The 23,063-nt window shown below is 44.5% G+C and carries 16 protein-coding genes; 11 read left to right on the top strand and 5 right to left on the bottom strand.

Going from position 1 to position 23,063, the window contains the following annotated elements; all coding sequences use genetic code 11:
• Positions 1-33: 33 nt before the first annotated feature.
• A complete protein-coding gene (locus tag DXB58_RS01845; RefSeq protein ID WP_122135744.1) occupies positions 34-4,050 on the bottom strand; it encodes a two-component regulator propeller domain-containing protein in 4,017 nt (1,338 codons plus the stop codon).
• Positions 4,051-4,149: 99 nt separating this feature from the next.
• Entirely contained in the window at positions 4,150-6,210 is a 2,061-nt protein-coding gene (locus tag DXB58_RS01840) for an acetate--CoA ligase family protein (protein WP_117932767.1), read from the bottom strand.
• Positions 6,211-7,146: 936 nt separating this feature from the next.
• Between DXB58_RS01840 and metG the strand changes: the two genes are divergently transcribed.
• The 8 genes from metG (at position 7,147) to DXB58_RS01795 (ending at position 16,835) form a co-directional block, all read left to right on the top strand.
• The gene (gene metG, locus DXB58_RS01830; RefSeq protein WP_117932765.1) at positions 7,147-9,186 is read left to right on the top strand and encodes a methionine--tRNA ligase; all 2,040 of its coding nucleotides are present in this window, start codon (positions 7,147-7,149) and stop codon (positions 9,184-9,186) included.
• 72 nt (positions 9,187-9,258) lie between these two features.
• Complete coding sequence (locus tag DXB58_RS01825) at positions 9,259-10,716, top strand: lipopolysaccharide biosynthesis protein (RefSeq protein WP_122135743.1); 1,458 nt, start codon at positions 9,259-9,261, stop codon at positions 10,714-10,716.
• Positions 10,703-11,764 (top strand): hypothetical protein, encoded by a 1,062-nt coding sequence (locus tag DXB58_RS01820; protein ID WP_122135742.1) that lies wholly within the window; start codon positions 10,703-10,705, stop codon positions 11,762-11,764. Before DXB58_RS01825 ends, DXB58_RS01820 begins: the two co-directional genes overlap by 14 nt.
• 79 nt (positions 11,765-11,843) lie before the next feature.
• Positions 11,844-12,707 (top strand): phosphorylcholine transferase LicD, encoded by an 864-nt coding sequence (locus tag DXB58_RS01815; protein WP_009001110.1) that lies wholly within the window; start codon positions 11,844-11,846, stop codon positions 12,705-12,707.
• Entirely contained in the window at positions 12,704-13,726 is a 1,023-nt protein-coding gene (locus tag DXB58_RS01810) for a hemolysin activation protein (RefSeq protein ID WP_199487914.1), read from the top strand. The genes DXB58_RS01815 and DXB58_RS01810 overlap by 4 nt, the downstream gene beginning before the upstream one ends.
• Positions 13,699-14,817, top strand: a complete 1,119-nt coding sequence (locus DXB58_RS01805) for a glycosyltransferase family 4 protein (RefSeq protein WP_122135741.1) — start codon at positions 13,699-13,701, stop codon at positions 14,815-14,817. The genes DXB58_RS01810 and DXB58_RS01805 overlap by 28 nt, the downstream gene beginning before the upstream one ends.
• A gap of 10 nt (positions 14,818-14,827) precedes the next feature.
• Entirely contained in the window at positions 14,828-16,093 is a 1,266-nt protein-coding gene (locus DXB58_RS01800) for a glycosyltransferase family 4 protein (protein WP_122135740.1), read from the top strand.
• Positions 16,086-16,835: a glycosyltransferase family 2 protein gene (locus tag DXB58_RS01795; protein ID WP_122135739.1), complete on the top strand. Its 750-nt coding sequence runs from the start codon at positions 16,086-16,088 to the stop codon at positions 16,833-16,835. Before DXB58_RS01800 ends, DXB58_RS01795 begins: the two co-directional genes overlap by 8 nt.
• Here DXB58_RS01795 and DXB58_RS01790 read toward each other — a convergent pair.
• Both DXB58_RS01790 and DXB58_RS01785 read right to left on the bottom strand, forming a co-directional pair.
• Complete coding sequence (locus tag DXB58_RS01790; RefSeq protein WP_122135738.1) at positions 16,822-19,215, bottom strand: glycosyl hydrolase 115 family protein; 2,394 nt, start codon at positions 19,213-19,215, stop codon at positions 16,822-16,824. The two genes, DXB58_RS01795 and DXB58_RS01790, sit on opposite strands and share 14 nt — an antisense overlap.
• Before the next feature lie 92 nt (positions 19,216-19,307).
• Positions 19,308-20,165 carry an SGNH/GDSL hydrolase family protein gene (locus DXB58_RS01785; RefSeq protein ID WP_008646570.1) on the bottom strand — a complete coding sequence of 286 codons (858 nt, stop codon included), beginning with the start codon at positions 20,163-20,165 and terminating at the stop codon, positions 19,308-19,310.
• Positions 20,166-20,606: 441 nt separating this feature from the next.
• Between DXB58_RS01785 and DXB58_RS01780 the strand changes: the two genes are divergently transcribed.
• The 3 genes from DXB58_RS01780 (at position 20,607) to DXB58_RS01770 (ending at position 22,042) form a co-directional block, all read left to right on the top strand.
• Entirely contained in the window at positions 20,607-21,383 is a 777-nt protein-coding gene (locus tag DXB58_RS01780; protein ID WP_122135737.1) for a class I SAM-dependent methyltransferase, read from the top strand.
• A gap of 70 nt (positions 21,384-21,453) precedes the next feature.
• On the top strand, positions 21,454-21,804 hold the full coding sequence (locus DXB58_RS01775) for a helix-turn-helix domain-containing protein (protein WP_004302575.1): 351 nt from the start codon (positions 21,454-21,456) through the stop codon (positions 21,802-21,804).
• Positions 21,805-21,817: 13 nt separating this feature from the next.
• Complete coding sequence (locus DXB58_RS01770) at positions 21,818-22,042, top strand: hypothetical protein (protein ID WP_009001116.1); 225 nt, start codon at positions 21,818-21,820, stop codon at positions 22,040-22,042.
• 20 nt (positions 22,043-22,062) lie between these two features.
• On the opposite strand, the gene DXB58_RS01765 is transcribed toward DXB58_RS01770, so the two are convergent.
• On the bottom strand, positions 22,063-22,761 hold the full coding sequence (locus tag DXB58_RS01765) for an NAD-dependent deacylase (RefSeq protein ID WP_122135736.1): 699 nt from the start codon (positions 22,759-22,761) through the stop codon (positions 22,063-22,065).
• Positions 22,762-23,063 lie beyond the last annotated feature (302 nt).

The following is a 23,063-nucleotide window of genomic DNA, read 5'->3' as shown; positions in this document are numbered from 1 at the left end:
TTTTTACCTTATCTTTATAGCTCTAAATTAATATTAACTTACAAAATCTTTTGGAAGCACTCCAAATTGTTTTTGGAAACACTTGGCAAAATAAGACGGAGAATTGAATCCTACCATGTAGCAAATCTCATTTACCCGGTTTTCTCCCTCTTTCAATAATTGAGCAGCCCTTTTCAAACGTTCCAGACGAAGATATTCATTCGGACTCAAATCCAGCACCCCTTTTATCTTCCGATAGAAATTGGAACGACTCATATTCAAGCTGTCCGCCATATCATCCATACTAAATTCCGGATTACTATAATTCACTTGAATCACCTCATTCAATTTCTTTATAAAATCTTCATCAGCCTTCGTCAACGCCATCGTATTGGCTGCCACAAAAGGAGACTGTGCAAAAGCCTTACGCAATTTCTCCCTGTTCTGAATAAGACTGGAAGCGCAAGCCTGCAAATATTCCACAGAAAAAGGCTTCTCCAGATAAGCATCGGCTCCCAACTCCATCCCTTCTATCTTAGACTGGATATTTGTCTTCGCAGTCAACAGGATGACGGGAATATGGCTATAATTCAAATCCGACTTAATCGTCTTACACAGTTCAAAACCATCCATCACAGGCATCACTACATCACTAACTACCAAGTTCACATAATTACCGTCCAATACTTGCAACGCTTCCGCACCATTGGTAGCGGTCAATACAGTATATTCTTTCGACAGCTGACGCACTACGAAAGCAAGCATATCCGGATTGTCTTCCACAACCAGCACTGTAGGTCGGTTATCTTTCTTTTCCGTCTCCCCGGCATGAATCCCACTCATTCTGTCTATTTCAACTTCCGGTTCCGGAGTCAAGGTAATTGTCATATCCTGAACAATCGGTAAGGTCAGACAGAAAGTATTGTTTTTCTCTCCTTCTCCCATAGCCAGCGTCCCTTGATGCAGCTCGGCCAATGAACGGGAAAGAGCCAGGCCGATTCCTGTTCCGGTAGTCACCTTGCCGTCTTCTTTTTCATTGAAACGAACGAAAGGCTTGAATATTTCCTCCTTCATCTCATTGGGAATAATCACTCCATCATTCTCCGTACGAATACAGAATGAATTGTTATCATCCGCTTCCGGCACTTCCAAGGATATGTGTACATAGCTTTCAGCATACTTCACCCCATTATTCAACAGATTACTGATAATCTTCGTAAACGCTTCCCGGTTCACATGTGCATAGAAGTCCTTTTCAGGCACTTGCAAGGTGAATTCCAAGCCTTTCTGTTTGGCAAGGGAAGTAAAACGCACATGAGTCTCTTTCAATACCTCCGTTACATTGCATTTCGCAAAATTCAAACGGAATCCCTGACTTTCCGTTTTACGGAAGTCAAGCAACTGGTTAGTCAGGTTCAACAGCCGTTCCGTATTCTGCTTCATTACATTCAAGTCTTCCCGCGTTTCCGCATCGACCTGTTTCTTCAATATAATGTTTTCCAATGGACCTTTAATCAGCGTCAACGGTGTACGTATCTCATGGGCCACATTCGTAAAGAAATCAATCTTTGCATGGTAGACTTCCCGTTCTTTCTCCTGCTCGAATTTCTCCATCTGCCTGCGGTGCTTGCTGTTACTACGTCTCTTGAAATACATAACCGTATACAGTGAACAGCCGATAATCAGCAAAGCATACACACAATACGCCCATATAGAGAGGTAGAAAGGAGGAAGAATATGTACCCCTAATGACACTTCGTCGTCACTCCATACGCCGTCACTATTAGCAACCTTCACCCGGAAGATATAATCACCATAACGAAGATTGGAATAAGTAACGATAGGGCTTTCGCCAACCGTCAGCCAATCCGTATCAAAGCCCTCCAGTTTATACATAATCCGGCTCGTTTTTGGAGCCTGGAAATCCAACGCTGCTACACGGAAAGAAAAAGAATTCTGATTGGATTGAAGCACAAGCTGGTCGGAGAAAGTTATACTCTTCTCCAACGGAGATCCCGGTTCGCCGGCATATACCTCCTTACCAAACAGAAAAAAATCAGTAATGGCAACAGACGGAATGAACTTATTCTCCGAGAAATTCTTGGGATTAAAAGCGATAAAACCATCGATACTACCCAGATAGATCGTACCATCTTCAGTCTCAAAGCTTGAACGATAATTAAACTGGTCGCCTAACAAGCCATTGGAGGTGGTATATACTTTCATCACTCCAGTGGTGGGTTGGAAGCAAACCAGACCGTTGTTGGTTGTCAACCACAAAAATCCATCTTTATCCTCCACAATCTGATATACAACATCGTTTGGTAATCCGGCCGACAAATTATAATTGGCGAATGTTTCCGTATCCGGCTGAAAACGACAGAATCCTCCTCCCTGGGTAGTCAGCCAAATTTGCCGGTGAGAGTCTTCAAAAATACTCAATACCTTGTCATACGGAAGACTCTTCGGATTATTTTTATCGTGCAAATAGTTCTTCCATTTCTTTTCACTCACGTTGTAACAATAGGCTCCATTTGCATAAGTTGCCAACCATAGATTACCACCGGAATCTTCCTTTATATCATATACAAACCTGCCGTTCAATTCCGGTATCCGGTCGAAATCATCAGATTGTTTATTATATCGCAGCAAGCCGAACAAAGTTCCCAGGTAAATATCACCTGTCGTTGTGCGGCAAATAGAGAACACACTATTGTCTATCAATGAACGGGGAGAATCTGTTTTCTGATAGGTTTTCACAATAGCCCCCGTATGCGTATCCACCACTTTCACTCCTTTTGAGAAGGTTCCTACCCAAAGATAATTATCAATCAAACACAACCCATGCACATTTGTAAAAGCATTGCTGGGTGTAAAGAAGGAGAAAGTCTTGGTCTTCGGATTGAAACGGTTCAAACCACCGTCTTCCGTACCAATCCACAGAATACCCTGATTATCCTGGCAAAACTCACGTACTCGTTTTCCATGCAAACCATTATCTGTTCCTTTTGGATAATATTTTTCGAAATACGTATAAAAACGGGGATAGTAGTTCACGCCTCCAAAATAAGAACCAATCCAAATGCCCCCCTCACGATCCTTGCACAATGAATAAATAGCATTATCGGACAAAGAATAAGGATCATTGATCGAACTGCGCAAATGAACATATTTGGCCGTCCGGAGATTATAAATATAAAGTCCCGACTCTGCACCAATCCACAGTTCATTGTCAGAAGCAACCAGCAGTTCACGACAAAAAACAGACTCTCCGGTTTCATCTTCGAAAAGTAAATCATGTAATTTATTTGAAGTCAGATTCAGTTCTTTCACCCCTCCCTTTAAAGAACTAACATACAGACAATTGTATGCACCTTTCACAATACAGGTCACTACGTCGTTCGCATAAAATTCCTTGTTATCCACGGGCGAGACATAAGGCTGAAGAGTTTTTAAATGGTCTTTTGAATAAAAAAGCCCATCTCCATAGCAACCGATCCAGAGAGTTCCGCTATTATCGAAGACAAAAGACTGGATATTAGTGGTAAGAAAAGAAAAGTTTTTTAACGTATGATTCCGGAGTTTTCCTTCCTCTAGGTCATAACAAAATAACCCCTGTGATTCTACCGCCACCCAGACACATCCTTTGTTGTCTCCGGAAATTGCAGTTACAGTATGTTCTATTTTAGTGTTTTCCTCACTCAATTCAGCAAAGTGCCGGAAAGAATCTTTTTCAGGATTATAAATATAAAGTCCTACGTCAGTACCTACCCAGATATCTCCTTTCGCATCTTCATAAAGCGCTGTGATAAAATTATTTCCGATGCTCTGCCGGGTACGGTCATCATGTTTGAATTTACGGAATGACAAACCGTCATATCTATTCAAGCCATCTTTGGTGCCGAACCACATAAAGCCTTGCCTGTCCTGCAAAATCGCATTGACCGTATTCTGGGATAATCCGTTTTGTACACTAAGATTTTTAAAATAGTAATGTTCGTCCACCATTTGCGCATGGCAGCCTATCTGATAGCCTATTAAACAGATTAAAAGTATTAGAACTTTCTTCATAAACATACGTGTTTTCTATCTTTCCGTTTGAGTTACCAAATGTAGGCAAAATCACAGCGGAAAGATAGTAAATATGTCTCAATGAATGAAAGAATAGTCCTATTTTTCTATTCGGATACGCGCATCAACTGCTACAATAGCCTTTTGTGTTGCTAGAAGCGGATTTATATCCATTTCTTTGATTTCTGTAGCGAAACGTAGCAAGGTGGACAAACGAACAATAATTTCAGCAAACTTATCTTCGTTGACTCCTTTTTGTCCCCGTGTTCCCTGAATGATTTTATAGGCACGCAGCGAATGAATCATTGAGTAGGCTTCTTCGTAAGAGAGCGGGGCCAGACCGGAAGACACATCTTTCAGCACCTCCACAAAAATACCTCCCAAACCGCAAAGTACCACATGACCGAACTTCTCTTCATACTTTGCACCGATAAACAGTTCCGTACCTTTCAGCATCGGCTGTACCATAATTGCCCTTGCATCAGGAATCTGCATCATACGATCGAATTCCAGTGCCAGATGTTGCTCGCTTTTGATGTTCAGAACTACACCACCGACATCCGATTTATGCACAGGACCAACGACTTTGGCAACTACCGGGAATCCGCACCGACGTGCAAAGGCTACTATCTCCTCTTTATTATCGGAAACAAACTCATCTACCAGCGGAATACCCGCAGCATGCAGTAATGCTTGTACGTAATTGGGAGCAATATAACCATTCTCCGGAATAGAATCGATAATGCGACGAATCCTCGGTACGTCTACTCCGAACAGTTCAATTTCAGGAACTGCCGGTTTAGGAACATTGACAATACGGGAAAGAGCAGTGCCCAAGGTCACTTCATCTGCAAAATTCACGTGTCCTTTTGCCAGGAAGGCGGCAACCTCTGTTCCGGCTGTATTAATAGAAGGAAGGATAGGGAAAATCGGTTTCTTGCAAGTCTGCATCTTCTCATGAAGCACATCATACATTTCAAACATGGTAACCAGTCCCGGAGTTCCGAAGATGGCCATCATGGCGTCTATATTGTCGAGTTTCTCCTCGCAGTAGTCGATACAAAGACGCAGATGCTCCGGTGTTCCGGTAGCCAGAATATCAATAGGATTCCCGACGGCAGCACCAGGGAATAGTTGAGCTTTTAGCTCTTCGGCTATTTCTCCTTCCAGTTTAGGGACATTCAGTCCGCCTTTACTCAACGCATCTGTCAGCATCACCCCCGGGCCTCCGGCATGGGTGATAATGGCAAAATTCTTTCCTTTCAATTCGGGCAGAGTAAACACGCAACCTACGGTAGTCAATTCCTCGCGGGAGAAACAGCGTACGATCCCCGCTTTACGGAACAAAGCCTCCACTGCCGAATCGGAACTGGCAATTGCGCCTGTATGGGAAGATGCCGCCCGGCTTCCGCTCTCCGAACTGCCAGCTTTGATTGCTGCAATCTTGCATCCTTTTCGAATCAAAGAGGAGGCATGGAATAACAGCCGGTCCGGATTCTGAATACTTTCAATATAAAGCAGTTTCAGACGGGAATCTTTTTCAGGATCAAAGTTTTCATCCATAAACTGCAATACATCTTCTACCCCGATCTGCTTGGCATTTCCCACCGACCAAACAGAATTAAATTGCAAACCTTTTGTCACAGCACTTTCCAGAATAAATACCGCCGTAGCACCGGAGCTGGAAATCAAATCCACTCCTTTCGGATTCAAATTAGGAATCGGCTGGCTGAACACACTATGATGCCATGTATTCATCAATCCGATACAATTAGGTCCAATCAATGAGGCCCCGTATTTATTGACTGTTTCCAGAATACGTTCTTCCAACAGTGCTCCTTCGTGAGTTTCTTCACCAAAACCTGCCGAAAGTATGATAAATGCCCTGGTCTGTTTTTTACTAGCCAATGTTTCCACTATATCAGGACACATTGAAGCAGGTACAGCCAACACCGCCAGATCTGTGTCCGGCAGATCATTCACGTCCGCAAAGGCGGGAACTCCCTGTACTTCCTTTTCCTTCGGATTCACCGCCCGAAGTTCTCCCCGATAACCTCCATTTATCAAATTCTTTAATATTGCGCCACCCGGCTTATGCACATTATTCGATGCCCCTACTACGACAATGCTTTCAGGACGAAGCAACTGGGTTGTTATCATATCATGCTTTGGTTTTCGTTTAACTTAGGTACAAATATATTCTTTCTTACGAGAAAAAAGAAAGAAAAAGGGGAGAAATATAGATGGAAATAGATGATAAAAGAGGAAATGAGCAAGAAATTATATAGATTATACTGACTTATTGAAATGCAAAGCTATAATCTTACCATGTAATTCTTATCATTAGAACAGAATATTACTTTATGCAGAAAAAATGGACATAAAACTCATACAGAATCAAAAATATACAAGATGAGTCCGGAGTATATTGGAAAACTTGAAGGATAAGCAAGTTGCATAATCCATATTCACACAAAACAGACTTTAAATCATTCGATTCAACATCAAAAAGGCAAAATTCCTAATTTCAGGAGCAGATTATTGCAAATATAAGTTCAAATAGAAACAACTCACATGTTACCTATTCGACAGCAACCAGCACAAAACAAGTATTCTAAATGCCCTTTTGTCCTTTCGTTTAAAAGCAAGAAAGTACTTCTCACTGACCAATAAACCGTTTCTTTAAAAGGAACGAAGTCTTCCTTTAAAAGCAATGATTCATGATTCTATCAACAATCATGAATATTCACTCATTTGTATTCAAGAAAGATTACTTATTCCGCATATTCATACAGTATTTTATACGTCACTTCTTTTATTAGAATACAATTTAGATACTCCTAATCTGTTTCAATCTTAAAAATAGAACATAATAGAAAATATAAAAATACCCCGATACAAATTGGCTATTTTCTAGCCAACTTATATCAGGGTAAAACACTTTCTTTTTACCTGTTTTTTTATTACGAAACGTTCCTGTTTCATTCTGTGACCACTTTTCAATGAAATAATCTGTGTTAATCCGTGTAATCTGTGGTGAAAAGTCACTATCTTTGCACATTGCAAAGCTGAAAACAACAAAAATCACACTATATAATGGAAAAGAAATTCAAAAGAACCACCGTCACATCGGCACTGCCGTATGCGAACGGTCCTGTCCATATCGGTCACCTGGCGGGTGTATACGTGCCGGCAGATATCTATGTACGCTATCTGCGTCTGAAAAAAGAAGATGTATTATTCATCGGAGGTTCGGACGAACACGGAGTGCCTATCACCATCCGTGCCAAGAAAGAAGGAATTACTCCACAGGATGTAGTAGACCGTTATCATTCGCTGATTAAGGAATCATTCAAAGAGTTCGGTATCTCATTCGACGTGTATAGTCGCACCACTTCACCGACGCATCACCAACTGGCTTCGGATTTCTTCAAAACATTATACAATAAAGGAGAATTCATCGAAAAAACATCCGAACAATATTACGACGAGGAAGCAAAAACATTCCTTGCCGACCGTTATATCACCGGAGAATGTCCTCACTGCCATTCGGAAGGCGCTTACGGCGACCAATGCGAAAAGTGCGGAACCTCACTTTCTCCTACAGATCTTATCAACCCGAAAAGCGCCATCAGCGGCAGCAAACCGGTGATGAAAGAAACCAAGCACTGGTATCTTCCTCTCGACAAACACGAAGCATGGCTGCGCAAATGGATTCTGGAAGACCACAAAGAATGGCGTCCCAATGTATACGGCCAATGCAAAAGCTGGCTCGACATGGGGTTGCAGCCACGTGCCGTGAGCCGTGACCTCGACTGGGGAATCCCTGTGCCAGTAGAAGGAGCAGAAGGGAAAGTACTCTACGTATGGTTCGACGCACCTATCGGCTACATCTCCAACACCAAAGAACTACTCCCCGACAGCTGGGAAACTTGGTGGAAAGATCCCGAAACCCGCCTGATCCATTTCATTGGAAAAGACAACATCGTGTTCCACTGCATCGTATTCCCTGCCATGCTGAAAGCAGAAGGCAGCTATATCCTGCCGGACAACGTGCCGAGCAACGAATTCCTCAACCTCGAAGGAGACAAAATCTCCACTTCCCGCAACTGGGCCGTATGGTTGCACGAATATCTGGCTGACTTCCCAGGCAAACAGGACGTACTCCGCTACGTACTGACCGCCAATGCACCGGAAACGAAAGATAACGACTTCACCTGGAAAGACTTCCAGGCACGCAATAACAACGAACTGGTAGCCGTATACGGTAACTTCGTAAACCGCGCAATGGTGCTGACCCAAAAATACTTCGACGGACGCGTACCCGCACAAGGTGAATTGACCGACTACGACAAGGAAACGCTGAAAGAATTCGCAGACGTGAAAGCAGAAGTAGAAAAACTGCTCGACGTATTCAAATTCCGCGATGCACAGAAAGAGGCCATGAATCTGGCACGTATCGGAAACAAATACCTGGCCGACACCGAACCGTGGAAACTGGCTAAGACAGATATGGAACGTGTAGGAACCATCCTCAACATTTCCCTGCAACTGGTTGCCAACCTTGCCATCGCCTTCGACCCATTCTTGCCGTTCAGCTCGGAAAAACTCCGCAAAATGCTGAACATGGATACTTTCGAATGGTCTGAACTGGGACGTGACGACCTTCTTCCCGTAGGCCACCAGTTGAACAAACCGGAATTATTGTTCGAGAAGATTGAAGACGCTACTATCGAAGCACAGGTACAAAAGTTGCTCGATACTAAGAAAGCAAACGAGGAAGCCAACTACAAAGCCAATCCTATCCGGGCAAACGTTGCCTTCGAGGATTTTGAGAAACTGGATATCCGTGTGGGTACCATTCTTGAATGTCAGAAAGTACCGAAAGCGGATAAATTGCTGCAATTCAAAATCGACGACGGACTGGAAACACGTACCATCGTATCGGGTATTGCCAAGCATTATCAACCGGAAGAACTGGTAGGCAAACAGGTTTGCTTCATCGCCAACCTTGCTCCGCGCAAACTGAAAGGTATCGTCAGCGAAGGCATGATTCTAAGTGCCGAAAACAACGATGGCAGTCTGGCAGTTATTATGCCGGGACGTGAGGTGAAGCCGGGCAGCGAAGTAAAATAATAAAACTAGAATAGGGAATACATGAAAAGCTATCATCACGTATAGCCTTTTCATGTATTCTTTGCAAATAATATGAGCGAGAATCAGTCACTAAAAGAAAAGACAGCCAAAGGACTATTTTGGGGAGGATTCAGCAACGGCATACAGCAGTTGTTAAATCTGCTTTTCGGAATATTCCTCGCGCGGTTGCTCACTCCGTCAGATTATGGAATGGTGGGAATGTTGGCCATCTTCTCCCTCATTGCCAGTTCAATACAGGAAAGTGGTTTCACAGCTGCCCTTGTTAATAAGAAAGAAGTGACGCACAATGATTACAATGCCGTATTCTGGTTCAACGCGGCCATCAGTCTGTCGCTGTACCTGCTGTTATTCCTCTGTGCACCGCTTATCGCTGACTTTTACGATACTCCCGAACTGACACCACTGGCACGTTATTCTTTTATCGGCTTCTTCATTGCCAGTCTGGGAATATCCCACAGTGCCTATCTCCTGCGTAACCTGATGGTCAAACAGCGGGCATTGTCTTCGGTTATCGGACTCACCGTGTCCGGAATCACCGGAGTCACTCTTGCCTACTTTGGTTTCTCCTACTGGGGAATTGCTACGCAAAGCATCGTTTACGTAACCATCAACACAGCCTGTTACTGGCATTTCACCCGTTGGCGACCGAGCTTGCAGTTCAACTTCACCCCGATTAAGGAAATGTTCGGATTCAGTGGGAAACTACTGGTTACCAATGTATTCAATCACATCAATAACAATCTGTTTTCCGTGATACTGGGTAAATTCTACAGCGAAAAAGAAGTAGGATATTACAACCAAGCCAATAAATGGTGCGGCATGGGACAACTCTTCATCTCCGGCATGATAAACGGAGTAGCGCAACCGGTACTCACCAAAGTGTCCGACGACCTTGAACGGCAAAAACGGGTATTTCGCAAAATGCTGCGTTTCACCGCTTTTGTCTCGTTTCCCGCCATGTTGGGATTGGGAATCGTATCGGAAGAGCTGATTATCATCACCATCACCGACAAGTGGTATTCCAGCATATTAATCATGCAAATACTGTGTATCAGCGGAGCCTTTGCTCCCATCGCATACCTCTATCAGCAGCTCATCATCAGCAAAGGGAAATCCCGCATCTATATGTGGAACACCATAGCGCTCGGCATAATTCTACTGTCAGGCGTTCTGTTAGTCCACTCACACGGTATCTATGCCATGCTCGCCGTCTATGTATCCACCAATATACTGTGGCTACTGACATGGCACTACTTTGTATGGCAGGAAATAGGATTGAAGCTTCGCCATGCCCTGATGGACATACTTCCTTATGCTGCCATTGCGGCTACGGTTATGGTAATCACCTATTACACCACCCGCTCCATCGAGAATATTTATCTCCGCCTGGCAAGCAAGATAGTGCTTGCTGCAGCACTCTACGTAGCAACCATGTGGGGCAGCCGATCGGTTACTTTTAAAGAAAGCATTCAATATTTCATCAAAAAGAAGACACATGAACCCAAATGACCTTGCCACCCGATACCATCTTCTGAATAGTTCTTTCAAAAAGACGATGATTTATCACATAGGTATAGATGCCGGTTTCTTCACCGAATATACCTATATGCTTCACGCAATGCTTTATTGCCTGCAACACAAAATACAGTTCAAGCTCTACTCCGACGACGCCAACTTCGGATGGGAAAAAGGTTGGGAAGATTGTTTCGCCCCCTTCTGCGAGCAAGTGCACGAACCGTTTCATCACACTTATAACACCCATCGCCTCCCCTCCTGGCAGGCATTGATGAAAGACAAAAAGCTGCCTAAGACGAAGTTACTGAAATGGAAACTGAAAGTAACCTGTAAGAACATCATCGGAAAAACGATTGCCTTTTTCACATACGGCAAACCGGTCTTGCTCAACTTTCAACTGACGTTCAACCCTAACCAGCACTTCCATATTCCCGAACTGGGAATAGACGGCGACTATCTCCATACCTTCCAAAAACTGACGGAAATCACCTGGAAACTCAATGACACCACCGCACAGGAATGTCGCCAATGTGCCGCCGACCTGCAACTTCCACCCCAATACGCAGGATGCCAGATACGGGGAGGAGACAAGATCACCGAAACCAACCTGCTTCCACCGGAACACTACATACGGCTTATTAAAGAAAAGACCGCCCTACGCGACGTCTTTGTATTAACGGACGATTACCGCCTTTTCGAACAAGTACAAACCCTTGCCCCAGACATACACTGGTACACCCTTTGCAACCCCGACGAAAAAGGATACGTCAACAGCGCCTTCACGCAGACCACCAAAGAGCTGAAACAAAGACAAATGGCACGTTTCCTTTCCTCGATACAGATATTGATGGACGCCTCCGTCTTTATAGGAAGCATCACCACCGGCCCCAGCCTGTTCCTGTTGAAGAAATTCTATCCGGACATCAATCCGGCAGACTGTCTGCTCAAGGACTTTCCGCAAGCATCCGTCCTTCCCATACCGGGACGCGGACAAGTGGCCACCGAATTTATGCAAGGAAACTCAACATGCAAGGGAACTTAAAGTGATAGTAACTCAAAGTTATAGTAACTTAGCAATATAATTACTACTTTTGTAGCACAACGTGCATTAACCATTTCCGATGAACAAGAAATATACAGCCGAAGAGCTTGATTTATTACATGCCGAACTCTACGACATATTGGGAGAAACCATCCGGGTGTGTCAGAAGCACAACATTCCCTATTTTGTGATTGGCGGCACGGCAATCGGTGCACTCTACGACCAGGCGATTCTCCCCTGGGATGATGATATTGACATAGGCATGACGCGGGAGAACTACAACAAATTTCTGAAAGTAGCTCCCGGGGAACTGGGTCCTTCCTACTTCCTTTCATGGATAGAGACAGACCCTCATACCCCGTATTATTTTGCCAAAGTCAAGAAAAACGACACCCTTTTTGTAGAAGAAATGTTCAAGAATGTCCCGATGCATCCGGGCATTTTTGTCGATATATTCCCATTCGACAAAATTCCCGACAACAAGCTGCTGCGAAGAATACAATCCGAAACACTCGGCTTCCTCAAATGCTGCCTGATGGGAAAAGAGATATGGATGTGGAAACACTTCGGTACATGTGAAATAGAGAACCCCACGAACCGGGGAGCCTTCTCCTGTTTCCTGAACAGGGTAGTCGACCTGCTTTTCTCTAAAAAAGCAATCTACCGCATGCTGGTGTCAGTTCAAAGCTGTTTCAACTCACGAAACACCCGTTACTACAACAACGTAATGGCCACTGCCGACCACGTAACCGTAGAAAGCATCCGCCACCTGCAACCGGTGAAATTCGGCCCTCTCACAGTGACCGCCCCCGACGACCTGGAAGGATTTTTGCGTTACAACTATCCAACCCTGCATCGATTTACAGAAGAAGAGCAGGAAAAAGTGAACAACCACTATCCTGCCGCTCTGTCATTCAGTACAACCCCAAAACAAGAACTATGAATATGAAATCCGCTTTAGTAGACGTCCCGGTACTTATCCTGTTCTTCAACCGCCCGCAACAGTTGTCACAAGTGTTCGAGCAAGTGAAGAAAGCGCGTCCGTCCCGCCTCTTCCTCTATCAGGACGGAGCACGAAACGAACGTGACCTGCCCGGAATAGAAGCCTGCCGTGAAATCGTATCACAGATAGACTGGGAATGTGAAGTAGAACGGCTTTATCAGGAAAAGAATTTCGGCTGCGACCCTTCGGAATACATTTCGCAGAAATGGGCCTTTTCGAAAGTCGACAAGTGCATCGTATTGGAAGACGACGATGTGCCCGCCGTCTCCTTTTTCCAATTCTGCAAGGAGATGCTGGATAAATACGAACATGACACCCGCATCAGCATGATTGCCGGATTTAACCCCGAAGAAATCACCCAAGATATGCCCTACGACTATTTCTTTACCACCACCTTCTCCATCTGGGGATGGGCGAGCTGGAAACGGGTAGTCGACCAATGGGATGAGTTCTACAGCTTCCTGAACGATTCCTTCAATATGCAACAACTGGAACAGCTTATCAAGGAACGTAAATTCCGGAGCGACTTTATCTACATGTGCCAGCGTCACCGGGAACAGCAGAAAGCCTTTTATGAAACGATCTTCCACGCCTCCATATTGTTCAACTCCGGGCTAAGCATCGTGCCTACCCGCAACATGATTAACAACCTGGGAGCAACGGCAGATTCCACCCACTTCGCCGGCTCGATTCATACCCTGCCCAAAGGTTACCGCCGCATCTTCACGATGAAGCGCTATGAGGTGGATTTTCCACTGAAACATCCCCGCTACGTCATCGAAAACGTTGCCTACAAAGAGAGCGTTTACCGCATCATGGGCTGGGATCATCCGTGGATCAAGATCGGACGTTCATTCGAAGAACTGTTCCTCAACCTGAAATACGGTAATTTCTCCATCATTACGAAAGCTGTCAAAAACCGAATCAACAAATGGCTGAAAAGAAACAAGCACCACTAAATAAGTTGCTTACTATTTATTTTTACCATACCCGCCTCACACGGGAAAGCTACGAGGAATGGAAAGAATATAAATTCCCCGGACACATCTTATACGGACTTCCTTTACTGGAGAATTACGGAATACGCTCCGTGATGCACAAATGCAAATATTTCTCCGGCCGTCTGAAACTGATGCTTTACGCCACCAAAGAGATTCTCTTCTGCAAGGAGAAATACGACGTCCTTTACGCCACCTCTTTCCGGGGCATAGAGCCCGTCATCTTCCTCCGTGCCCTGGGACTGTATCGCAAACCCATCGTGATCTGGCATCATACGGCAGTCGTGACCAATCCCAAACCGTGGCGCGAACAAATCTCCCGCCTTTTCTACAAAGGTATAGACCAAATGTTCCTGTTCAGTCGGAAACTGATTCAGGATTCGCAGAAAACCCGGAAAGCTCCGTCCCACAAACTGAAACTTATCCATTGGGGACCGGATCTTCCTTTCTACGACCACCTGCTTGCAGAAATGCCCGACCGGAAGCCCGAAGGATTTATCTCCACCGGCAAAGAAAACCGGGACGTAGACACCTTGCTCCAGGCATTTGCCGCAACGAACGAGAAACTGGATTTGTACATTGCCGTCTCATGCGGTAACATCAACTATAAAAAGATCATCGACCCGTATGCATTGCCCGACTCCATTCACATCCATTATACCGACGGAGTGATTCCCTACGAACTGGGAAAACTGGTGGCACGCAAAAGTTGTATCGTGATCTGCTGCCTCGACTTCCCCTATACCGTAGGACTGACCACGCTCGTGGAAGCATTCGCCCTCGGCATCCCTGTCATCTGTTCGCGCAACCCCAACTTCGAAATAGACATCGACAAGGAAGGAATAGGCATCACCGTAGAATATAACGACGTACAAGGCTGGATAGACGCTATCTGCTACATCGTCGACCACCCCGAAGAGGCACGGCGCATGGGAGAGAATGCCCGCAAACTGGCGGAAGAACGTTTCAACCTCGAAATCTTTTCACGCGAAATAGCAGAAAGCTTGCTGGAAATATCAAACATTTCCTCTAAAAACCGTACATTTGCATAAACTTTTGCCCATGAGAGTCCTGATTATAAATACATCTGAACGAATAGGAGGAGCAGCCATCGCAGCAAGCCGGTTGATGGAGTCACTGAAAAACAACGGCATCAAAGCCAAAATGCTGGTACGTGACAAACAGACCGACCAAATCAGTGTTGTCCGCTTAAAAAGTAACTGGTTGCAAGTGTGGAAGTTCATGTGGGAACGGATTGTGATCTGGAGTGCCAACCGTTTCCGTCGTTACCATTTGTTTGACGTAGACATCGCCAACACAGGTACAGACATCACCTCACTCCCGGAATTCCGCCAGGCCGACGTGATCCATCTGCATTGGATCAACCAGGGAATGCTCTCACTGAACGATATACGAAAGATACTGACCTCCGGCAAACCCGTAGTCTGGACCATGCACGATATGTGGCCATGCACCGGCATCTGCCATTACGCACGGGAGTGTAACAACTATCAGCAGGAATGTCATGACTGTCCGTACATCTACAAAGGCGGGGGACGAAAGGATTTATCCTATCGCACGTTCCGCAAAAAACAGAAGCTATACAGCTACGCTCCTATTCATTTCGTCACGTGCAGCCATTGGCTGAAGGAACAAGCCCAGACCAGTGCATTGTTCGAAGGGAAAAGCGTCACCAATATTCCGAACGCCATCAACACCAGCCTGTTCAAGCCCATGAACAAGAAGGAAGCGCGTGCCAAATTCATGTTGCCGGAAGGTAAGAAACTGGTTTTGTTCGGCTCATTAAAGATCACTGACAAACGAAAAGGGGTCGACTATCTGATTGGGGCGTGCAAACTGTTGGCAGAAAAGCATCCGGAATGGAAAGACTCACTGGGTGTAGTTGTATTCGGCAACCAATCGCAGCAGTTACAGGAACAACTTCCCTTCCATGTATACCCGCTCCCGTATATCAAGAATGAGCATGAAGTGGTAAATATCTACAATGCCGTAGATCTCTTCGCCATCCCGTCTCTGGAAGAAAATCTTCCTAATATGATTATGGAAGCAATGGCCTGTGGAGTGCCTTGTGTCGGTTTTAATGTGGGAGGTATCCCCGAAATGATCGATCATCTGCACAACGGCTACGTGGCACAATACAAATCTTCCGAAGATTTTTCCAACGGCATACATTGGATATTGACGGAACCGGAATACAATGAACTCTCCGCACAGGCCTGTCGCAAGGTTCTGGGTAATTATTCGGAGAGTATCGTTGCAAAGAAATATACAGATGTCTACAATAAAATAACGGGGAAATATGCATAGTGTCCATCCTACTCCCAAGTTCTCTATCATTACGGTGACATACAATGCTGAAAAGGTATTGGAAGACACGATTCAAAGTGTTATTTCACAAACCTATCATCATATAGAATATATTATCGTGGATGGAGCTTCCAAGGATGGGACTCTCTCTATTATCAACCGCTACCGGTCACGCATACACACCGTCGTCAGCGAACCCGACAAAGGACTGTATGACGCCATGAACAAAGGAATCGCCCTTGCCAGCGGTGATTATCTCTGTTTCCTGAATGCAGGCGACTGTTTTCATGAGGACGATACGCTGCAACAAATGGTGCACACCATTAACGGCACCGAACTGCCTGATATACTTTACGGAGAAACCGCTATCGTAGACAAGGACAGGCATTTCCTGCGGATGCGCAGATTGTCCGCCCCTGAAACGCTCACCTGGAAAAGTTTCAAACAGGGAATGTTAGTCTGCCACCAGGCATTCTTCCCCCGCCACACGCTCGTAGAGCCATACAATCTGCAATATCGCTTTTCTGCAGATTTCGACTGGTGCATCCGCATCATGAAGAAAGCACGTACTTTGCACAATACTCACCTGACAATCATCGACTATCTGGAGGAGGGAATGACTACCCGGAATCAGAAAGCATCCCTCAAAGAAAGATTTCGGATCATGGCAAAGCATTACGGGCTGATTGGAACCGTGGCGCATCATGCATGGTTCGTGATCCGTGCAGTTACTCACCAGTAGGCGAAGGCATATAAAGCATTACCTGGTCTAATATCACTCCTTCGTCCAATGCCTTGATTACCAATTTGTGGGACTTCTTTCCAGATATCGGAAGTCGAACCGTTCGGATGGCTTGATTGCGCAGCACGTTCTCTTTCCATTCTTCACTCCGTCCTTTCGTTTCATAAGAGATCACTTCAGGCGCTGCATCGTCCAACGATATTGAAAAACGTAATTGATCTCCTCCCACAGGATGATTAGGCAATAAGCGGATGTCAACCTCTACCAAGTCTGTTTTCCAATTGTCAAAAGAGAACATCAGTGCATCTCCCTTGTCGATGCCTGTCGCTTTGCTTTCATATCCCAGACCCTCACAAATAGCAGAAGTTCCTTTCCGTGCATTTAATGTATTCTTACCATTCGGGATATTCTTCCCATCCAAGCCGTTCCATTTATAGATAGCTACACGCTCTTTCATCATCGGAGAAGTAGCCGTTTTTCTTTCCACGCGATTGAATACGGGGAGTTTTCGGGGTTGAAAATCCATCATGCGGTTCCACTTTCCATCTTCCAGTGAGTTATACTGCTTCGTCAATACTACAATGCTGTCATAGGCAAGATCACTTTTCTCCCAATCCGCTTTCCCGTGGCGGGCTAATTGGGCATATAGCAATTTCCGGTTCATCTGTGTAGCAGCTTGTACCGGGTATTTCACCAATTCAAAATAGGCACTTTGTCTGCCGGATGGGATTCTCGAAGCTGCCCGTTCCACTGTCTCCGACAATTTATCATAAGCCTGCAAACGTCCGTTGATTTCTTTTTCACTCCATGGGAGATCTTTGACAACACGATAAACAGGATCTTTCTCCTCTTCCCTCGTATTTCCCATAAATTCAGGTTTACGAATATGGGCCAGACGATAGTGTTCCTGCATCACAGGTAATACTGCCTTTGCGCACGAAGCTCCCAATTCCCGTTCCAGCCAGTGTTTCAGATGAGAGGTCACTCCTTCCGAGGCAACAGCTTCTATATTCCAGGCCATATCCATAAACAACTCTATCTGATACTCGGCAGGCTTGATATCTCCGACGTTCAGTATCCACATCTTCTGTATGCCTCGATCGTAAGCCAGCTTCATTTGTTGGAAAATCAGATACGGACTCATCGTACTCAACCAGAGATGGTCGTGCGGACGTCCCCAATAAGAAACATGATAATAGACTCCATTCCCTCCTTTACGTGCGCATTCTTCGGCCGTAGGAAAATGGCGGATATAGCCATAGTTATCGTCACACCACATCAATGTTACATCATCGGGCACCTGTAATCCGGCATGATAAATGTCGAGTACCTCTTTATAAGGGATAAAAACCTGCGGGACTTTAGTTACATCCTTATCAACATATTTTTCAATCAACCCGCGTTGATCTGCAAACACACGATCTATTACGGCCTTCTGTTCTTCCACCGTCTTCGCTCCCTGCATCTTGCCATCGTGTACACCACGCATACCCAACGTATAGAGTATTTCCTGACCTGCCACTTCTCTTACACGGTCTTCCCAGAATTTATAAACAGCCGGAGCATTATTCACATAATCATAAGCCCCTTCTCCCCTCCGTTTCCACTCACCGGCAGCGTTGCAGGCCATCGGTTCGCAGTGGGAAGCACCGATGAAGATTCCATATTTCTTGGCAGCTTCCCGGTTACCTTTGGTCAGGAAGAAAGGAAGTGTACATTCGTGCATTGCAGGCCAATAGGTATTGGCACGCAGACGAAGTAAGAGTTCGAAAATACGCTGGTTGGTACGCGGGCCTATCTCACCTTTCACTTTTGAAGGTTCATAGGTCCGACTGCTCCATGGCATCAAACCCCAGTCTTCATCATTAATAAAGATACCCCGATATTCCACCGAAGGAACCTGAAGGCTTTGGAATTTGGAAGATAGTTTAAAAAGTTTCTTCTTTTCCGGAGTTACGTCCGCCCACCATTCCCAGGGAGAGACACCTAACAAACGGGATATTTCGAGTATTCCATAAGCCGTGCCATGTTTGTCACTACCGGCTACGATCAATTTACCCTCCGGAGAAACAGATAATAGAAAAGCCTGCTTCTTGCCTCTTAACGCAGAAACATCTATGCCGGTCCGGCTGATAAGCTCACTCTGCCCCACCGTTCCTATCACAATTTCACCTGTTTTCTCATTCGCTTGGGTAGTCGACGACAATACTGTCTGAATATCACGCCCCAGCATTTCCAATGCGGTTCGTACAACCAGTTCTTCAGAAGGGCTGCAAGCGATGACAACTGTTTGACCGGAAGTCAAAACAAAATCCTTACTACGAATCGGTAAAGCAACTATCAAAAAGATGAAAAAAGAAAACAGAAGTTTATGTCTCATAGGTTCTATTATTTATAGAAGACAAAATTACAGGTTTGCAGAAAATGTACTATAGAATAGTGTACAATTTCATAGAATTCTGTCCGGCCTATTTAAAATGTAGCAGGCAACGCAAGCAACTGATACATCAGCGTTCGTGCCATCCGTATCTGCCCTTTCGTGCTGGGATGCAAACGGTCATATCCCGCATCGTAGAAATAAATCAGTTGTTCTTCCACCATCGGATTCAACCCGGTTACCGCATTAAAATCAATCACGGGGACTCCCCACACATTGCCGGCTTCTTTAACAGCCTGCACGTAGGCATCCACATATTCGCCACAACTGTTCTGGTAGTTTTCATCCGGTTGCACATTCGTTTCTCCAAAATTGGCCAGTGAACGGTGCAACGGGGTCAGCAACACAATCTGCTTGTCCGGGAAGAGTTGTTTCAGTCTATTGATTCCTATGTTGATACGTCCCTTATACGTGCTTCCATCCATTATAGGAGTGCGTTTCTTACGGGTTTCCAGCTTTTGGGTTTGCCCACGGGCTGCCATCACTTGTTCTTCTGTTTCCGTAAACCATTCTCCAATAGGTACACCGTCATTAAAATCATTCGTACCCATCAAAATCACGATAGCATCTACTTCTCCACCGTGTTCTTTCTTCAGTTGCTCGGCTTGCCGGGGCACATCATTCCATTGCCTGCCACTGATACCATATACATAAGGAGTGATTCCCAGCCATTCCTGCAGAAAATCCCAGTATTTCTTTATCTTGTCACCATAACAGTTGGGATCTGTAATAGAGTCTCCCAAATATCCCACTCTTTTTCCTTGCCACGGGTGCCGGATGCATCCATTATTCGTTTCAACAGAGTTTGCCACTTTAGAAGATTGATTCTGTCCGCACAAAAAAGAGGAACAGAAAAACAGGATGGTACATGTGAGTAATAATTTGCTTTTCATCGGTATCATATATTAAATGAGAGATTTGTATTTAATATTCGACAAAAATAACTCAAAAAAATGTAGTTTCAATCAATTTGGGCGATCAATCTCATCCATACAACCGGATATATAAACATATTCCTATTTGACTATTCTTGCTAAAATGCAGGTTTACAGTCTTTTTTCAATCAAGTTATCATTGAGTTTTACAGCTAAAACCCTATCTTTGTCACAAACTAAAAGAAAAATTGGATGTTTAACTCATTTTCATTCCATAAGGATTCCGTTCTGTAAATAATCTGTAAACCTTCCTCTCATTACAGATTATCCCTTATGTTTTCTGACATACTCTTGTCAGAGTTACTTTCTATATCTAAATTTTTAAACTATTTGTATGGTCAAATGGTTGCAAGCATCATTATATGCTTCCATTCGCCGTACAACTAAAACATTAAAACAATGAGTAACGATTTTAAATCAATCCACGAATTCGATTTTACACTGATATGTAATTACTTCAAGGCATTAAAACGTCAAGGTCCCGGAAGTCCTGAAGTCACACAAAAAGCCGTAAGCTTCATCAACGAACTGTCCGACAAGGCACGAATAGCCGACATTGGCTGTGGAACGGGCGGTCAGACAATGGCATTAGCCAACTATACGAAAGGACAAATTACAGGTATCGACCTTTTCCCCGACTTTATCGAGCTATTCAACAAAAATGCAATAGAAGCCCATTGTGAAGACAGAGTAAAGGGTATCGTCGGCTCCATGGACGCTCTGCCGTTTCAAGAGGAAGAACTCGATCTGATCTGGTCCGAAGGCGCTATCTATAACATAGGATTCGAACGCGGCATGAACGAATGGAACAAATTCCTGAAAAAGAACGGATTTATCGCTGTAACGGAAGCCTCGTGGTTCACCCCGGAACGTCCCTCCGAAATAGAAGACTTCTGGATGGCCAATTACCCGGAAATCGATACGATCCCAAGAAAGATAATGCAAATGGAAAAAGCAGGATATATCCCGACAGCCCATTTCATTTTACCGGAAAATTGCTGGACCGAGCATTTCTATGCTCCCCAGTTCCCGGTTCAGGAAGCTTTCTTAAAGGAATATGCAGGAAATGACGCAGCCGCAGACCTCATCACCGGGCAACGGTATGAAGAGAGCCTATATAATAAGTATAAAGAATACTACGGCTACGTATTCTATATAGGACAAAAAAGAGATTGATTATCTGCCGGAGAAGTTAGCAAGATAGGACAACTCTCCGGCATTTATTATCCTTTACTTTGCAGAAAACATGGAGACGAAAGATATCAATAAACAAGAATATCAGTTACGGATCAATAAAGTGACCGACTATATTCACAATCACATAGACCAGCCGTTATCATTACAGAAAATGGCAGGTATCGCCTGCTTTTCTCCTTTCCACTTCCATCGCGTATTTACAATCCTGACGGGCGAAACGCCTACGGATTATATCAAACGTACCCGGATTGAAAAAGCAGCCCTATTATTAAAACGAAACAAGGAACTTTCCGCCACTGAAATCGCCCGCCTTTGCGGCTTTAGCAGCCTTTCACTTTTAAGTCGCAATTTCAGGTTACATTTCAGTATGACAATCCGGGAGTTCCGTTCATTAAAATAAAACTCTAAAGAATATGGAAAAAGAAAATAAGATTCTGATTTTTCGAACTTCTATCACTCAAAAGCGTGACATCAAGCGCATAGGAGAGCTTTTGGCAGAGTTCCCCCAAATAGACAAATGGAATGTGGACTTTGAGGACTGGGAGAAAATATTAAGAATCGAGTGCAGGGATATCTCTGCACTCGAAATATCGGAAGTACTCCGGAACAATCATATTTTTGCCACCGAACTGGAATAAAACCGGGAAGAGAAAACCTCTCAAACTCCCAACAACTGTTTCAATTCAGTCACTCCTTCAGAAGCTCCCTTCTGAATCACATGTATCGAACGGGAAGTATGCGTATCTACCGGTTTCGGATCAATCAGATACACCTCTGCTCCTCTCGGTACATAATGAAGCAACCCCGCTGCAGGATATACATTAAGCGACGTACCGATAATAACGAAAATATCCGCTTTCTCCACATATTGGATGGCTGTTTCAATTTCCGGCACAGCTTCTCCAAACCATACGATAAAAGGTCGCAATTGAGTGCCGTCGCCGGCCTTGTCCCCCATCTTCACTTCGTATTCTTCCGGTTTCAGCTCTTTTATGTAATGGGGATTATGAGGATCTCTACTGGAACACACTTTCGTCAGTTCGCCATGCAGATGAACGATATGGCTGCTCCCGGCACGTTCATGCAAGTTATCGATATTCTGTGTCACCACCGTTACATGGAAGTTTTTCTCCAGTTCCGCCAACAATTCATGTCCACGGTTCGGTTTTACCTCCAACAACTGTTTCCGGCGCTCATTATAGAAATTAATCACTAAAGCCGGGTCACGCTGATAACCTTCGGGAGTGGCCACCTGCTCCACAGGATATCTATCCCACAAACCGCCTGCATCGCGAAATGTACTAATCCCACTCTCGGCACTCATACCCGCACCCGTCAAAACTACCAGATTCTTCATTACTATTCCTCCTTCTTTTTTAATAGCCACACAAATGTAATCAGAATCATCGAATAAAAGAACACTTTCTTACGCTTAATATAATCCGGTTTATACAGAACTTTAAGATGAAAGATGCAGATAGCTAGCATTATTTATGGCAACAACTATTCGTCTGACTACTGTTATTCTTTCGTCTGACAGTTGTCAGACGAAAAAACAACAATTGTCAGACGCAAGTTCAACAGTTGTCAGACGATTAATTATCTACATAAACCAACCTAAATAATAAGAATAAGCCGGTTAAATCCTACGAACAAAAA

The organism is Bacteroides sp. OM05-10AA, from assembly GCF_003439055.1.
In the GTDB taxonomy this organism is placed as follows: Bacteria; Bacteroidota; Bacteroidia; order Bacteroidales; family Bacteroidaceae; genus Bacteroides; species Bacteroides intestinigallinarum.
This window is presented reverse-complemented; position numbering and strand designations above follow the sequence as displayed.

Coding starts and splice junctions, on each gene's coding strand:
- DXB58_RS01800 (WP_122135740.1), top strand. CDS start 14,828: ATGAGAGTCCTGATTATAAATACATCTGAACGAATAGGAGGAGCAGCC.
- DXB58_RS01825 (WP_122135743.1), top strand. CDS start 9,259: ATGAGCGAGAATCAGTCACTAAAAGAAAAGACAGCCAAAGGACTATTT.
- DXB58_RS01805 (WP_122135741.1), top strand. CDS start 13,699: ATGGCTGAAAAGAAACAAGCACCACTAAATAAGTTGCTTACTATTTAT.
- DXB58_RS01780 (WP_122135737.1), top strand. CDS start 20,607: ATGAGTAACGATTTTAAATCAATCCACGAATTCGATTTTACACTGATA.
- DXB58_RS01785 (WP_008646570.1), bottom strand. CDS start 20,165: ATGAAAAGCAAATTATTACTCACATGTACCATCCTGTTTTTCTGTTCC.
- DXB58_RS01810 (WP_199487914.1), top strand. CDS start 12,704: ATGAATATGAAATCCGCTTTAGTAGACGTCCCGGTACTTATCCTGTTC.
- DXB58_RS01820 (WP_122135742.1), top strand. CDS start 10,703: ATGAACCCAAATGACCTTGCCACCCGATACCATCTTCTGAATAGTTCT.
- DXB58_RS01815 (WP_009001110.1), top strand. CDS start 11,844: ATGAACAAGAAATATACAGCCGAAGAGCTTGATTTATTACATGCCGAA.
- DXB58_RS01840 (WP_117932767.1), bottom strand. CDS start 6,210: ATGATAACAACCCAGTTGCTTCGTCCTGAAAGCATTGTCGTAGTAGGG.
- DXB58_RS01795 (WP_122135739.1), top strand. CDS start 16,086: ATGCATAGTGTCCATCCTACTCCCAAGTTCTCTATCATTACGGTGACA.
- metG (WP_117932765.1), top strand. CDS start 7,147: ATGGAAAAGAAATTCAAAAGAACCACCGTCACATCGGCACTGCCGTAT.
- DXB58_RS01765 (WP_122135736.1), bottom strand. CDS start 22,761: ATGAAGAATCTGGTAGTTTTGACGGGTGCGGGTATGAGTGCCGAGAGT.
- DXB58_RS01790 (WP_122135738.1), bottom strand. CDS start 19,215: ATGAGACATAAACTTCTGTTTTCTTTTTTCATCTTTTTGATAGTTGCT.
- DXB58_RS01845 (WP_122135744.1), bottom strand. CDS start 4,050: ATGAAGAAAGTTCTAATACTTTTAATCTGTTTAATAGGCTATCAGATA.
- DXB58_RS01770 (WP_009001116.1), top strand. CDS start 21,818: ATGGAAAAAGAAAATAAGATTCTGATTTTTCGAACTTCTATCACTCAA.
- DXB58_RS01775 (WP_004302575.1), top strand. CDS start 21,454: ATGGAGACGAAAGATATCAATAAACAAGAATATCAGTTACGGATCAAT.